This is a genomic window from Streptomyces sp. NPDC048734 (assembly GCF_043198675.1).
GTDB lineage: Bacteria > Actinomycetota > Actinomycetes > Streptomycetales > Streptomycetaceae > Streptomyces.
In genome coordinates this window covers 132,091-146,557 of the sequence record NZ_JBICUZ010000001.1, presented here as the reverse complement: position 1 = coordinate 146,557, position 14,467 = coordinate 132,091, and the positions used below count along the sequence as shown (strand labels likewise).

Genomic DNA, 14,467 nt, shown 5'->3' with positions numbered 1-14,467 from the left:
CAACGCTACGGGATCGCCGGCAGAATACTTATGTGTCGCATGCCGTTCCCTCCTCCCCCGCCGTCTCCGCGCGCATGAGCCGCCAGGGCTCCCGCGACACAGCTCCCGAGGTGGCGGTACGACGGCTACTTCACGCCTCCGGCCTGCGTTACCGCGTCAACGTTCCGGTGCCGGGAATGCCTCGCCGCACGATCGACATCGTCTTCCCCAAGACCAAGATTGCGATCTTCCTCGACGGCTGCTTCTGGCACGGATGCCCACAGCACGCGACTCATCCCAAGGCCAACGCGGAGTGGTGGCGAACCAAGCTCGACAAGAACATGGCACGGGATGCCGAGACGACTGAGCATCTGGCTGCCGAGGGGTGGACGGTTCTGCGCTTCTGGGAACACGAAACGGTCCCGGACGTAGTCGGTCGAATCACCGAAGTCGTGGAGTCGAAGCGGAAGAAACACCTCAAGTCATGAGCCGACACGAGGCAACTGGCAGCCACTTGCATCCCTTTTGCCAGGATTTCAACATCCTCCCACCGAGACTGAGGCAAAAAATCACGCCGTCACAGTGGGCAATAGATTGATTCACTCATCAATGAGAGCCGCACCCAATAATGTGTGGGTGTTGTGAAAGTGGGCGCCGACGGGCGTCTCGGGCTTCTGCGCGCCACTCGTCCCATCGAGCAGTCGGAACCCGCGACCAGTCGGCTGGACGAACGAAAGCGGGGGCGGTCGACCTCATGACCGAAGACTTCGATGCGATGTACGAGACCTTCCAGGCGCTGCTGGAAACGTTCCCTCCCGCCGAGGCAGTCAAGCGCCTGGAGCTCTTGGGAGTCGAACCCGACGTCATCGAGAAGATCCGCGAGCGCCACGAGCAGTACACGATCCACATCAGGGAGCTCGAAGAGCCGCACGCGGTAGTCATGGGCAACCGGGACACCTGGTACACGGGTCCGCAGGCGAAGGACAAATGTTGGCCGGCCATCGTGGAACTGCTCAGCAAGGACGGATGGCCCAAGGAGCCTGCCATCCGGGACCTGGATCACTCCTCCACCCGAGTCGTCTCCCTGCTCAACCACCCAAAGGAGAAGTCCTTCTCCGCTCGCGGACTGGTCGTCGGATACGTTCAGTCCGGCAAGACGACCAACTTCACCTCGGTCATGGCCAAGGCCGCGGACCGTGGATACAAACTCTTCATCGTCCTGGCCGGCATTCACAACGGGCTCCGACGCCAGACCCAGGCTCGCCTGGTGCAACAACTCGTGGAACCGAACCCCTCACTCTGGTCGCAGCTGACTGGGCTCGACAAGGACTTCACTCCGCACGAGAACCCCGCGGCATACTTCGGCAAGAGCAACAAAACGCACGTGCTGTGCGTGGTGAAGAAGAACGCCACCGTTCTCCGCAAGCTCGCCCGCTGGCTGGACAAGGCGTCGGACCATCTCAAGGACTGTCCGGCGCTGATCATCGATGACGAGGCCGACCAGGCAACTGTGGCCACGAAGTCCATCAATCCGCTCATCCTCAGCATCATGAGCAGCCTGCCTCGATCCGCATACGTGGGATACACGGCATCGCCGTTCGCCAACCTGTTGATCGATCCGAGCGTCGAAGACCTCTACCCACGGGACTTCGTGGTCAACCTGCCCAAACCCACGGGTCATTTCGGCACCGAGGTCCTCTTCGGGCGCTACGCCCTCGACGGTGAGGACGAGGACACCGTCGACGATGGCTACGACATGATCCGCACGGTTCCCATCGAGGACGTACCGTGCGTCCGACCCGAGACGAAGGCCGACATCGAGGGCTTCGAACCTGTCATCACCGACACCCTTCGGAGCGCAATCGAGTATTTCTGGCTGGTCACCGCTGCCCGTCGCATCCGGGGCACCGGCAATCCACACAGCACCATGCTGATCCACACCAGCGTCAACACCGCAGTGCACAACAGCTTCAAGCAACCACTTGAGCATTTGCGGGAGAGGACGGCGAAGTCACTCACCGACCGGACTCTCCTCGCCCGACTACGTGCCTTGTGGGACGAAGAGACCACCCGCGTCGCAGCCGAAGAATTCAGCGAGAAGAAGGTGTCGTTCGACAGTCTACTGACGGAACTACCCGGAGTGCTGCACAACTGCCGTGTCATCATGGACAATTCCAGCAGCGAAGATCGATTGGACTACGAAAACGGTCCCGTCGTCGCAATAGCCGTGGGTGGAAACACACTGTCACGCGGACTGACGCTCGAGGGTCTTTCAGTCAGCTACTTCGTCAGAGCGGTCTCGGCCTACGACACCCTTCTACAAATGGGTCGCTGGTTCGGCTTCCGACATGGCTACGCGGACCTGCCACGAATCTGGATGACCGACGAATTGGCCGAGTGGTTCAGGCACCTGGCGACGGTCGAAACCGAGATGCGGCGCGACATCGACATCTACATGACCGAGGCCGAGACCCCGCTCACGTTCGCGGTCCGCCTGCGCACCCATCCGGCACTGCGCGTCACAGCAGCCGCGAAAATGCGGTCGGCCGTGACGGCGGCATCGTCATACGGAGGCAGGCGCGTACAAACGCATTACTTCCGCACTGACGCGGACTGGTTGCGCCGGAACATGGCAGCCGCGCGATCCTTGGTCTCGGACTCCGTCACCACCGCGGTCAGGGTGGAGGAACGTCCACTCGAAGGTCGCTACATCTTCCGCGATGTGCCCTTCGACGTCGTGACGCGATTCTTGGCGTCGTACCAGTTCCACGAGAAGTCCCCCGAGAACGACGCCGATCTCATCAGCGCGTACATACGCAAGCGTGTATCGGCGGCCGATTCACTGCGACGTTGGAACGTGGCCATCGTAGGCACTCCGAGCGGAGAACCATTCTCCTTCGCGCCCAATGTGACTGTCGGCTGCAACGTCCGTTCACGTCTCAAGACCAATGCAACCCCCGGTTCGGTCGACATCAAGACACTGATGAGCCCGCGTGACGCGGCGGTCGATCTACCGGGCGACAGCACGAAGTTGGATGAGGACGGCATCAGAAAGAGGCGGCAGGAGGAATTTCCCGACACCGGTCTCCTGGTCCTGTACCCCATCGACAAGAACTCGGAGCCGAGGCCGGACAAGAAGACCCGTGCACCGCTGAGCAGTGAGGAGGACGTCATCGGTGTGGGTCTCGTCTTTCCCAAGCCCCACGACAGTGACAGCACGGTTGAGAAGTACATCTCCGCGGACCTCTCCAACGTGCGGATCGAAGACGAAGACCTCAGCCTCCTGGAGGGTGAGGACACGTGACCGAGGAAGCGTTTCGAGGCTTGGTCGAGGAACAGTGGACCGCGCTGAAGAGCCGACCGAGTACCGGTGAACACCGCATGCGCGTAGCACCGTTTCCGGTCGTGACGGACCAGGGGCCCTTGGCAGCAGCAGTCGACCACGAAGGGCACCACCACCTGCTCGTGCCCATAAATACGCAGCGCAGGATACGTGCCGGGCTGGACGGTCCCGTCCTGCAACTGCGCAAGCGGCCGCTCGAGGATGAAGACACGTACCAGATGTACGCGGACCTGGCCTGTCTGCGTGGAGATCTCAACGACCTGTTCACAGGACTGTGTGCAGAGGTGCTGAGCACCGTCGAGGCGCTTCCGGACAATCCCGTCAAGGGCCTGTACCGCGTCCTCGACCGGTGGAAGGCCCTCTTTCAAACGCAGGGACCAACTCTGGGGCCCGAGCAGTTGGCCGGCCTGTTCGCGGAACTGCTCGTACTCGATAAGCTCTTGCAATGTGACCCCAGTGCCCACCGGCTCTGGCTGGGTCCGAAGCGGTACCGGCACGACTTCTCTGCACGTCACGCGGCCATAGAGGTCAAAGCCGGAACTGACGTCAACGGACGAAAACCCCGTATACACGGTCTCAACCAACTCGAAGCCCCTGTCGACGGCAGTCTCCATCTGGTCTGGCTCGGTCTGCATCGCGTCACGAGCACGGGTACAGGAATCGGCTTCCTGGATCTCATCGGGCAAACACTTCGCCGGTGCGACGACGAGACCGCCTTGCTCGGGCTGTTGGCCGAAGCCGGGTACCGGACGTTCGAAGCCGACCGCTATGGCGACGTTCGCTTCGCCGTTGTAGAGGAGAAATGGTACGAGGTCGGCTCGGACTTCCCCGGCTTGACGAGTACCGCGCTCGTCTCCGCAGGCCTCCCCGTCCGGGTACTCGACGTCGAATACAGCATCGACCTCTCCGGCGAGGTACCGGGAGTCCTGAAGGCCGACGAGGTGTCCCATGTGATCGAACGCATCGTTCAGGAGTCCGTGTGACGGAACCCCGCTGGTACTCCCAGCCGTACCCGCCCGAAGGAGCCAGCGCCGCCGAGGGAATTCGGAACCAACTGGGACGCCCCGAACTGGATCTGCTCACCATCCTGGTTCGGGAGTCCGCTCAAAACAGCTGGGACGCACGTGATCCGAATTCTTCGCGTCCCGTGGACTACCAACTGGACATGTGGACGGTCAGTCCCGCACATGCCGGTGCGTGGCGCACGCTCCTCCAGTCGGGTGCGCCCGGCCCCGCGAACTTCCCACTTCACGAGACACTTCGGCGCAGCGGGATTCGGGTCCTGGCGGTTTCCGACCGGGAGACCCGCGGGCTCGGCGGCCCTACGCGGGCCAACGATGCCATCGGCCCCGAACGGGATTTCGTCTCCTTCGTCCGCAACATTGGAGAGCCGCGGGACAGAGCGCTTGGCGGAGGCACTTACGGGTTCGGCAAGGGAATCTTCTACTTGCTCTCCAAGCCCGGAACAGTCCTCGTGCACTCACGCTGCAATACCCCGGGCGGAGGCCGTGAGACCCGTCTCATCGGCTGCACGCTGTGGAAAAGCTATGTGCCCACCGAGAAAGGCGCGCGCGGCCGCTACACCGGCCGTCACTGGTGGGGTGACACCTCGGGTGGCGTAGTGGAGCCGCTGATTGGCGCGGAGGCCGATGCCGTCGCCCAACGCCTTGGGTTGCGGCCATTCGCCTCCGAGGAAACCGGAACGACCGTGGTCGTCATCGACCCGAACCTCGACGAACGGACTCCATCGGAAGCGGCCACCTACCTGGCAGAAACCATTGCATGGCACCTGTGGCCCAAGATGATCTCGACGGATGCCGGGCTGCCCGCCATGCGGTTCTCCGTGACTTGCGACGGCGTTGATCACCCCGTACCTGATCCCCGTGCAACCAGGCCTCTCAACATGTTCGTCGCGGCCTACGAGGACATGATGAGTCCGAAGGGTCGAGCTCTGGAGTGTCGAAACCCCAAAAAATATTTGGGCCGCCTCGGGATCGTGAAGCGGATCATGCCGCCATTCGCACCGACGAGTGCGCAGCGCATGCTCAACATCGAAGACCTGATCCATCATGTCTGCCTGATGCGCCCAGCAGAGCTTGTCGTCAGCTACAGGCCAGGGCCGAAACCGCCCAGCTCGAATCTGGGGTATGCGGGCGTCTTCCGTGCCGACGAGACCATGGACGACGTCTACGCGAAGGCTGAACCGCCCACGCACGATGCTTGGAACCCACATTCTCTTGAACGGCCGGAGAGCACCTTCGTCCACACGACATTCAGGCGCATCGACGAGGCGCTGAACGGCCTTCTGTCGTTGAACGGCGGCGCACGCCCCGGAGCGAGCAACATAGCTCTCGGTGCGGCCAGTTCCCTCTTTTCCGGTCTGGTCGGCGGCGCCCGGGGAATCGGTGGCGCCACCAACTACGCGAAGCCAGGTAGCACAGTCACACACAGGTCGAATGGAAACGAGGACGACCGTCCGAGGACGGTACACGAACCCGTTCCGGCTAAAGGTCGTGCCTCTACTGCATCTGGATTCGAGGCTGTCTCCGGCCAAGCCCCCGGTAACAGTCCGAGCAGTGGAAGCGCCGGAACTCCGCGTCGGCATCCGCGCGTGCAGTATCTCGGTGAGCCCTACTACGACGACCGTGGCAACACTTCTGTGCTGGTCCAAGAGTTCCGGCTGCCGGCACCCGGCCCACAGCGGGTTCACATCGACCTGGCCGTCACGTTGCCGGGGGCCGGTGGACGCGAAACGGACCCGCCGATCGGAGCGAGCATGCCCACCCTGGTCGGTTGGGAAGACGATGCGGGCAGTCTCCACCCGTCGGACCGACTCGTCATAGAGGGCGGTGATTCGGTCTGGCGCGCGCTTGTCCGTCCGGCCCCTGACACGATGACGGAGATCGGAATCAAGGTGGAGGCGGTGAAGGCCCAATGACCCGCCGAGTACTGCCGTATCGCGCGCCCGCAGAGGACGTCGTCACCCCTGAGCCCTGGCGACTGGTCCTCGAAGAGGGCGAGGTGCCCCTGCCCGAGGCCTTGCCGGACTGGGACTACCACATGGACCTACACGTGCGCAGGACAGTCCATGTGGCCGTGGATCGTGCTCGCCAACAATCGAAACTGACCAACGGCGCGAAGTTGGTGTTGTCGGCCGTGTGGACGGCGACCGGGTCCAACCTGAGTGGTCCGGCGCAGCGTGTCGGGCTGTGCGAAACCGAGTCGAGCACGGTGGAATTCGACTTCCGACTGTCGAGCGCGGATCTGGGCGGGCTGCTGCTACTCGACACCGCCCTGCTGCTGGCCGAGCGCAGACCCGATGCCCCTCCTTCCTCTCCTCGACGGGCAGGGTCCGTGCTGTGGAGTGATAGAGAAACTTTGCGCCTCCAGGGGGACGCTCCCCAGTTCCCCATGGCCGTGATCGACTTCACCCGGACGTCCTTCCCCGACGATGCCGCATGGCATCTCCAGATCAGCGGCGGCTTCGAGGGCGCGACCATGGGTGCACTGCTGCTCCTGGTCAACGAGCGGAACACCGTCACAACGATGGCCTTCCAGAACGCGGCCAGACCACGTCCGATCGACCGAGTCGTCCTCTCCGCGGTCTACGCGGACGCGGCCCGAATCATGATCGAACATGCCCTGTCCCACGAAGACTTCGGCGAGGAAACCGACTATCCCGACGGCTCCCTGGGCTCCACCTTGCTGAGCCTGTTCGAGCAACTCTTCCCCGGACAGTTGATCACTGATGTTCGGCTGCGCCAAAGGCAGTCGCCTGCTCTGTTCGCATCGGACTTGCAGGCGGCCGTCAAGATCTTCGAGGTATCGCGATGAGCTTCCTCTATCCCAGGCTGCTCGCCGAGCAGGCCAAGCCACTTTTCGACGAGTACTGCACCCTGAGCATCGCCGAGTTGTCCCAGCGAGTCACCCTGGCCCATGAGTCGTCGGTCTATGTGGCCACAGGAGGCGACAGGGTTTCCAGCACACGACTGCGGGAGCTCCGGGAAGGAGTGCTCGAGCTGGCCAAGCAGAGCGGCTTCCCTGACGACGGCGACCGCGGACGCAACGCTCAGTTCGATCTTCAGCTGGCTGCCATGCTCCATTCGGAAATGGGTGTGGTGCCCGCCGAGGCCGCCTCTCGGGACATATGGGCATTTCTGGCACTGATGCTGCTACCGGATGTCGCATTCTGGCGCTATCCACAGCCGCCCAAGGACCGCGTTCTTGGAACAGACCTCACTCGTCATGTATTTGGGAGGTTGTGGTGGCGCGCCCAACTTGTCCGCGCCCCGGGGGACTCGAATCCCTACCATTCCCTCGAGATTCTCGGGGAGGCCGCATTCGACCAGATCTATGCCCGCCGTGCGGCGCTCGGCGGGAGCCCTCACTTGGTCCGCGCCATTTTGCGTGTCTGGGACGGGCTTGACCTGAAGGGACTGAACGAACGCAAGACGTTGCAGGACTTCCTCAAGCGACTCCTGCGACTTGCTCCGTTCGTACTGTTCGACGGAATCGAAGAACAGCAGTTGGACGAAGAGTTGCGTGCTGTGGCACAGGAATCCGTCGACGCGCAGCGTGGTGACTCCTCGACAGTGGCGCCACTCAGATCGACATCCGAGTCCCCCATTGACCCACCGTGTGACCCAAAAGCCTCGTCTGGTTCCGTCTCACCCGAGGTGACATACCAAGAGTCAAGGACGACGGCGGACACCATGCAGTCCGCTCGGCGTTTCACATCGCTGGAGATCTGCGCAGGCGCCGGAGGACAGGCACTGGGTTTGGAACGGGCCGGCTTCGATCCGGTACTCCTCATCGACAGCAAAGCGGACGCCTGCTTCACCATCGATCGAAACAGGCCCAATTGGGATGTGATTTGCATCGATGTCAGGGAATTCAGGGTTGCCATGCGTCCGGATGTGGTGGGGGTGGATCTCGTGAGTGCCGGCCTGCCTCGTGTGAAATCTTCTGCAACCGCGGCTCGTCCCGAGGACGCCGTCGAGCGCATGGTGTTGCGGACGGCAATCGAGCTGGCTTGTGAGGTCGCGCCGAAGGCGCTGCTCTTCGAGAACGTTCCCGAACTCGTCGAGAGCCCCGCGTTCGCAGAAGATCGCGCCTGGATCGAGCGTGTACTGAGCCACGCAGGTTTTCGCTCTAGTTGGAAAGTTCTCAACGCGGCGCACTTCGGTGTTCCGCAGAACCGTAGCAGCGGGTTTCTCGTGGCTCTGCAAGCACCGTACTTCCAGGCCTTCTCCTGGCCTCGCCCCGGCCAGACTGCCCCGCCCACCGTGGGGCAGGTCCTCGGTCCCTCGATGTCTTCCCGGGGCTGGGCCGGCGCAGAACGATGGACAAGGAACGCTGATCGTCCGGCACCGGCTCTGGTCGGAGGTTCCGAGCGTCGCGGCGGTGCCGACCTGGGGCCCACCGGCAGTAAAAACGCATGGGCAGCGCTCGGGGTGAACGGCAACAGCCTGGGGGACGAGCCGCCCGGTCCGGAACTCCCCATCGACGGACATCCGAAGCTCACTGTGGAACAGGCCGCCACCATCCAGGCCTTCCCACTTGACTGGCGGTTCACCGGCGGCAAGACGTCCAGGTATCGTCAGGTGGGGCATGCGATGCCCCCACCTCTGGCCACCGCCGTCGGACTTGCCCTCGCCGCGGCCCTTCGCGGTTAAGATCTCCACATGCGTACGCCCGGCCCCGTTGCCCCCGAACCCATCACTGTCGTCGATCTTTTCAGCGGCTGCGGGGGCTTCACCCAGGGCTTTCACGAGTTCCGACCGGAAGGTGCGGACGAGAGTGGAGCTGTGTTCCACAGCGTCGCTGCGGTGGAACACAACCTGGCTGCTGCGGCAACGTACGCCGCCAACTTCGGGCGTCTACGCAAGGACGAGCAGGTCCCTCCAGCGCGAGTCCATGTCGGTGACATCGAGGTCTGGCAGCCGACGATGGCTGACTTGAATGCAGACGTAGTGGTCGGAGGACCACCCTGCCAGGGCTTTTCCGCTCTAAATCGCCACAAGAAGGGCAGCGAGCGCAACCGACTATGGGAAGACTACGTGCGGATCGTGGCCGATATCCGTCCGAAGGTATTCGTCATTGAGAATGTCGATCGCTTCCTGAAATCGGACGAGTTCCAAAACCTGCTACTCGAGGTCAAGCCCGGAGGGCGCCTCGCCGAATACCGGCTCGTCGATCCGCCCGGTTTTCAGCCCACCGACAGCACCGAGGGAAAAAACAAGCGCTACCTTCTCAACTCGGCGAATTACGGCGCCAATCAGGCCCGCCGGAGAGCAATTATCCTGGGAGTCCGTCGCGATATCGACAACGGACGCACCTTGAACTATCCGGCCATGACACACATGCGCCCCCCTCGGAAGAATGGCACACTACCCACTCAACCGCTGGACGGTTTGAACACTGGCTCGGATTACTGGAATCCGGTCGATGAAATTTTCGCCGAATCCGCGAGAATCGTTATTGGCGGCACGGAACTCCCGGACAGGAAGATCTTCGTCCCGGAAGTGGATGCCCACCTACCAGGGATTTTCACGACCACGGAGCTACATATCCGCCGCAACCCGGAGCCTCTCTCAATCGCCCGGTATCACGCAATCCCCGAAGGTGGAAATCGGAAAGATTTGCGCAACAAATGGTACACGGTCGATGAGTCCGGAGAAATAAAGATCTTCGAGACGGGAAATCCGCCTGGCGTAAAGACAACCGTCAACTATCTTTCCACCACCAGCTGGGACAATCACAACAGTGGCACTGGTGACGTCATGGGAAGACTTCGCCGAGGGGAGCCTTCCGTCACTATTCGGACCGAATTTTACAAGCCCGAAAAGGGACGATACCTCCACCCGGAGGAGCATCGTCCAATCACCCACTTCGAGGCTGCGCGAATTCAAGGATTCCCGCCGGAGTTCCGGTGGTGCGGCTCAAAAACCGAAATCGCAACACAGATCGGCAACGCAGTCCCCATTCCTCTAGGGAAAGCAATCGCCAGTTCAATTCACTCTTTCCTCCGCGGATGACGCGATCCGGATAAAGCTCCTCAGCAAGGTCGCTACGCCTTCACATCGACCAGCTTGGAGCAGATTTTCATAGCAGTGATTCTATATGGGTGAACGACCCATAAAGGCTAGTATCACATTAAATGGCATTCGTCTGACTTTCAATCAGGCGAAGCGGCGCCACTGCGGCCGCCTACTCCTCGTCATGCACTTAAGGCTCTCAGGCTCGTACCATGGACGTAATTCGGCTCTCTATCGGCATTACGTTGTGGAACCGCGGTGGTGCGAGCAGTGGCCTGTCGCCCTGATGCATGGCCACCCCTCCCAGGGCAGGGGTACCGGGTGGCCTGCACGATGCACTTCTGCTCGCCGCGGATGCCGACGGAGGTCCGTAGGGTCGCCGCGTCAGACGGCCGTCTCTCGGAACGTCCCGTCGCCGGCTACGCCCATTTCTGCGTCGTAGCGGGTCTGTGCCCGGTCCAGGGCGTTCTCCACGTCGCAGCCGTGGGCGCGGAGCCAGTGGAGGAGGTCTGTGATGAGCGAGATCACCGACTCCTCGGCCATGGTCCTGCCCAGTCTCCCCGTCCCGGGCAGGCAGGGCGGTCCTGCGTCCGTGCTCAGCTCCAACAGGGTTTCGGCCCGCCGCACGCCGGGGTCCTCCACGTGACCGTCCGGTGAGGTCAGTCCCGTCGCCAGCTCGCACCACGTGACCTTGCGGTCGGGGCCGAGTTCGACGCCCCATCGTGCGGCCACCGCGTCGACGAGCGCCATGCCTCGGCCTCCCTCGGAGTCGGCCTTCGCATCGAGCAGGGTGGGCAGAGCGCGGGTGTCGGGGTCATGGACCTCGACGCGCAGGTAGGCACCGTTCATCGAGACCGCGAGGACAGCCGGGGTTCCGGGTCCCACGTGTGTGATGACGTTGGACACCAGCTCGCTGACACAGAGCTGAGCCTCGTCGACCACTCCGTGCAGGCCCCAGATGCCGAGGTGGGACCGCATGACCCGGCGCAGGCCGGCCACCTCCGCCGGGGAGGCCGTGAAGGCGAGGTCCCACGGCTTGCGTTTCACGCACGCTTGCTGGTTCACGAAAACCCTCTCGTCGCGACGACGCCCCGCGAGCCACGCAGGGTCACGAGGCATCACTTTGAGTTTCCGCCTCGTGACCAGGGTGGAGGTTGCGAATCCCTTCATGCAATGTGCACGGCGGGATTCCCACTTCCGAGTGATTGGCAAGCACCCCTCTTGGCGCGAGACTGAACGCCCGCTACACAGAACGGGGTTCACATGGCCGGATCACCCACGGCACGCCGGCGCCGCCTGTCGATCGAGCTGAAGAAGCTCCGCGAACAGAGCGCGCTCACCTGTGCCCAGGTCGGCGAGGCCCTGGAGTGGAGCGGTTCCAAGGTCAACCGCATGGAGACGGGCAGCGGGCGGGTCCAGCCCTCCGACATCGACGCCCTGTGCCGCTTCTACGGCACCGGGGACGAGCTGCGGGAGTTCCTCAAGACGCTCGCCCGGCAGGCCAAGGTGCGGGGCTGGTGGCAGGTGCACGGTTCCGGTGTCCCGGAGTGGTTCAACATCTACATCGGCCTGGAGCAGGACGCCTCCACCTTCCGCCAGTACCAGTGCGAGGTATTGCCCGGCCTCATGCAGACGCACGCCTACGCCTCCGAACTTCACCGGACCGGCGCGCACATGACGACCGCGGACATCGACAGAGCCGTCCGCGTGCGTATGGAACGTCAGAACATGCTCAGCCGACCGGACGCACCCGAGGCCTGGTTCGTCGTGAACGAAGGCGCTCTCCGCAATGTCATCGGGGACCGTGCGCTCATGCGGGAGCAGTTGGAGCGTGTCCTGGACACCGTCCGACTGCCCGCCGTGACCCTCCAGGTTCTCCCTTTCGATTCGGGCACATATCCGACCACGGGATCGTTCACCATGCTGGGCTTTCCGGCACCGGAGGACCCGGACATCGTGTACCGGGACGGCATCACCGACGCGATCTATCTGGAGGGCGAGCATCATGTCCGTGAGTACACAAGGGCATTCGACGGCCTACGGGCCGCGGCGCTGAGTCCTCAGCGTTCGACCCACTTGATCGAATCGATTTCGAAGGAGTTCGCAAGGTGAGCACTGCAATCCCCGGCGGCGACGGCCGTCCCACGTGGTTCACGTCCTCCTACAGCAACGGGGCGGGGGGAGAGTGCGTCGAATGCGCTTTGAGCGGACACGGAGTGCTCGTGCGGGACTCGAAGAGGGCGGGGGAACTCGTCGTCACCGTGGGGAGCACGGCCTGGCGCTCGTTCGTGCGTGCTGTGCAGGAGGGCACGCAGAGCTGAGGGCGCGGGATCCCCGGCGTGCTGCAGGCGAGATCCACGCGGCGCTCGCCGCTCCCGCTTGCGCGCAATCCCCTTCGGCCGGACCACGTGCGCAATCCGCCGCAATCGCTGAGCGCCGCCGGGCTCGGCAAGAACATCCTGGGTCTCCGACAAGCACAGATGGAGGACGGCATGACGCTCAGACTCATCGGGACGACCGGTGACGACGGTGACTGCCCCACCCTGTACGGCATCGAAGGCACCGACGAGATCCTCGTACAGGGTGAGCGTGAGGCCGACCCCGGGCACCTGACGCAGTTGCGGGACGTGAAGGAGACCGAGACCTTCGTCCGCGTCCCGCGCAGCCTGCTGACGCGGTTCTCGCCACGGAGCGATGCTCCCGAGCTCCAGCCGTTCTCGTCGATCGCGGACCTGTTCCACGGTTTCAGGCACACTGCTTGGCGCCTGGAGACCCGTCGGGGGTACGCCTCCGACCGCAACAGCCCCAAGTGGGCCCGGTTTCTCGCGGGCGAGGACATCGCCCGCGACCCGGACAACGCCTGGCGTGAGAACGTCCGGGCGCAGACGGCTCTCGGCAAACGGTTCGAACGTGTGCGGCTGGTCGACGAACCGGCCACTCAAGGCCAGGAGTTCCTCCTCGCCAGCGCCCCCAGCAACATCGGCGCGGGCGAGGACATTCGCATCCTGCGCCGCAACCGTGCTCGGGAACTGAGGCTGCCGGACCACGACTTCTGGCTCTTCGACTCCAGTATTCTCGTCCGCTTCGCGTTCGACGACGAGGACACGACGCTGGGTGTGTACGTCACCGAGGACCCTGTCGAGGTCCTCGCCGCATGCCAAGCGCGGGATGCCGCCTGGCACCATGCGGTGCGTGCCGAGGAGTTCGCCGGGCGGGTACGTTCCACCGTGTGAACACGGGCCGACCCGGCTCAGCCCAGCGCCTCGATGGCCCGGAGGATGAGGGCTCGCGCCTCGGCTCCGTAGACGGCCATGCCGCGCAGTTGCTCGAAGGTCCTGAGGTACAAGGAGATCTCCGATGGCTGGGTGATGTTGACCTCTGCGGAGATCAGTTCGATGGACACGAGCGTGTCGTCGTGCACGTCGAACGTCTCCTGGGGCCACAGCGTGCGCTCGCGCGTCGACATCGGAATGATGCCGAAGGACACCGCTGGAAGCGCTCCAGCCGTGAGCAGGTAGCCGAGTTGTGCGGCCATGGCGTCGGCGTCGCCCAACTGGTAGTAGAGAACGGCTTCTTCGATGACCATCACGAAGCGATGCCCCGGCTCGTGGATGATCTGGGAGCGTCGCAGGCGGGCGGCCGCCGCTTCGGCCGCGTCGTCGGGTACGCCGAGCAGGCGGGCATTGGCGCTCAGGAGCGCACGGGCGTATCCCTCCGTCTGCAACAACCCGGGGACCAGGAGCGGGGAGTACACGCGCAGCACGTCCGTCGACCTGTACAGCTCGACGTAACTGTCCTGGAGCTTCCGCAGGCCGGCCCGCACCCGTTGGCGCCACTCGCGGTACAACGATTCTGCGTCCTGGGAGGCCGCTATCAAGTCCTCTGCCTGGTCATCGGCACCCGTCGCGCGGCACCACGCGCGGATGTCGGCAGGCGAGGGTGGCGTTCTCGCGTTTTCGATGCGTGACGTCTTGGCGTGGTGCCAGTGGCACCGCGAGGCCAGCTCGGTGACCGTGAGGTCGGCGTTCCTCCTCAGGTCGCGTAGTCGTCGCGCCACGCTTTCGCGTGCGGCCTGGGCCGAGGAGGACGGGGATATGGACATGAGCCG

General features: G+C 63.5%; 12 protein-coding genes. 10 read left to right on the top strand and 2 right to left on the bottom strand.

What is annotated here, in order from left to right; genetic code table 11:
• The first annotated feature begins 32 nt into the window (after window positions 1–32).
• The 7 genes from ACGFQC_RS00665 (at window position 33) to ACGFQC_RS00635 (ending at window position 10,359) form a co-directional block, all read left to right on the top strand.
• Window positions 33–467: a very short patch repair endonuclease gene (locus ACGFQC_RS00665; protein ID WP_393287426.1), complete on the top strand. Its 435-nt coding sequence runs from the start codon at window positions 33–35 to the stop codon at window positions 465–467.
• Window positions 468–733: 266 nt separating this feature from the next.
• Entirely contained in the window at window positions 734–3,283 is a 2,550-nt protein-coding gene (locus tag ACGFQC_RS00660; RefSeq protein WP_363088480.1) for a Z1 domain-containing protein, read from the top strand.
• Entirely contained in the window at window positions 3,280–4,305 is a 1,026-nt protein-coding gene (locus ACGFQC_RS00655; RefSeq protein ID WP_363088481.1) for a PD-(D/E)XK motif protein, read from the top strand. Before ACGFQC_RS00660 ends, ACGFQC_RS00655 begins: the two co-directional genes overlap by 4 nt.
• Window positions 4,302–6,260 (top strand): hypothetical protein, encoded by a 1,959-nt coding sequence (locus ACGFQC_RS00650; protein ID WP_363088482.1) that lies wholly within the window; start codon window positions 4,302–4,304, stop codon window positions 6,258–6,260. Before ACGFQC_RS00655 ends, ACGFQC_RS00650 begins: the two co-directional genes overlap by 4 nt.
• On the top strand, window positions 6,257–7,156 hold the full coding sequence (locus tag ACGFQC_RS00645) for a hypothetical protein (RefSeq protein ID WP_363088483.1): 900 nt from the start codon (window positions 6,257–6,259) through the stop codon (window positions 7,154–7,156). The genes ACGFQC_RS00650 and ACGFQC_RS00645 overlap by 4 nt, the downstream gene beginning before the upstream one ends.
• A complete protein-coding gene (locus ACGFQC_RS00640) occupies window positions 7,153–8,997 on the top strand; it encodes a DUF6339 family protein (protein WP_363088484.1) in 1,845 nt (614 codons plus the stop codon). Before ACGFQC_RS00645 ends, ACGFQC_RS00640 begins: the two co-directional genes overlap by 4 nt.
• A gap of 9 nt (window positions 8,998–9,006) precedes the next feature.
• Window positions 9,007–10,359: a DNA cytosine methyltransferase gene (locus tag ACGFQC_RS00635; protein WP_363088485.1), complete on the top strand. Its 1,353-nt coding sequence runs from the start codon at window positions 9,007–9,009 to the stop codon at window positions 10,357–10,359.
• A 384-nt stretch (window positions 10,360–10,743) separates the two neighbouring features.
• Here the strand turns inward: ACGFQC_RS00635 and ACGFQC_RS00630 are convergent, their stop codons facing one another.
• On the bottom strand, window positions 10,744–11,406 hold the full coding sequence (locus tag ACGFQC_RS00630; protein ID WP_393287421.1) for an ATP-binding protein: 663 nt from the start codon (window positions 11,404–11,406) through the stop codon (window positions 10,744–10,746).
• Between the two features lie 216 nt (window positions 11,407–11,622).
• On the opposite strand from ACGFQC_RS00630, the gene ACGFQC_RS00625 reads away from it, so the two are divergent.
• The 3 genes from ACGFQC_RS00625 to ACGFQC_RS00615 all read left to right on the top strand — a co-directional run bounded on the left by ACGFQC_RS00625 (window position 11,623) and on the right by ACGFQC_RS00615 (window position 13,592).
• Window positions 11,623–12,471 carry a helix-turn-helix transcriptional regulator gene (locus ACGFQC_RS00625; protein WP_363088487.1) on the top strand — a complete coding sequence of 283 codons (849 nt, stop codon included), beginning with the start codon at window positions 11,623–11,625 and terminating at the stop codon, window positions 12,469–12,471.
• Complete coding sequence (locus tag ACGFQC_RS00620) at window positions 12,468–12,680, top strand: DUF397 domain-containing protein (RefSeq protein ID WP_363088488.1); 213 nt, start codon at window positions 12,468–12,470, stop codon at window positions 12,678–12,680. The genes ACGFQC_RS00625 and ACGFQC_RS00620 overlap by 4 nt, the downstream gene beginning before the upstream one ends.
• A 171-nt stretch (window positions 12,681–12,851) precedes the next feature.
• Window positions 12,852–13,592: a DUF6879 family protein gene (locus ACGFQC_RS00615; RefSeq protein ID WP_363088489.1), complete on the top strand. Its 741-nt coding sequence runs from the start codon at window positions 12,852–12,854 to the stop codon at window positions 13,590–13,592.
• Window positions 13,593–13,609: 17 nt separating this feature from the next.
• Here ACGFQC_RS00615 and ACGFQC_RS00610 read toward each other — a convergent pair whose 3' ends face one another.
• Entirely contained in the window at window positions 13,610–14,461 is an 852-nt protein-coding gene (locus ACGFQC_RS00610) for a helix-turn-helix transcriptional regulator (RefSeq protein ID WP_363088490.1), read from the bottom strand.
• Window positions 14,462–14,467: the final 6 nt, after the last annotated feature.

Bases quoted from the DNA above. Each gene is read 5' to 3' on its own strand.
- ACGFQC_RS00645 (WP_363088483.1), top strand. From the start codon at position 6,257: ATGACCCGCCGAGTACTGCCGTATCGCGCGCCCGCAGAGGACGTCGTC.
- ACGFQC_RS00615 (WP_363088489.1), top strand. From the start codon at position 12,852: ATGACGCTCAGACTCATCGGGACGACCGGTGACGACGGTGACTGCCCC.
- ACGFQC_RS00610 (WP_363088490.1), bottom strand. From the start codon at position 14,461: ATGTCCATATCCCCGTCCTCCTCGGCCCAGGCCGCACGCGAAAGCGTG.
- ACGFQC_RS00625 (WP_363088487.1), top strand. From the start codon at position 11,623: ATGGCCGGATCACCCACGGCACGCCGGCGCCGCCTGTCGATCGAGCTG.
- ACGFQC_RS00660 (WP_363088480.1), top strand. From the start codon at position 734: ATGACCGAAGACTTCGATGCGATGTACGAGACCTTCCAGGCGCTGCTG.
- ACGFQC_RS00640 (WP_363088484.1), top strand. From the start codon at position 7,153: ATGAGCTTCCTCTATCCCAGGCTGCTCGCCGAGCAGGCCAAGCCACTT.
- ACGFQC_RS00635 (WP_363088485.1), top strand. From the start codon at position 9,007: ATGCGTACGCCCGGCCCCGTTGCCCCCGAACCCATCACTGTCGTCGAT.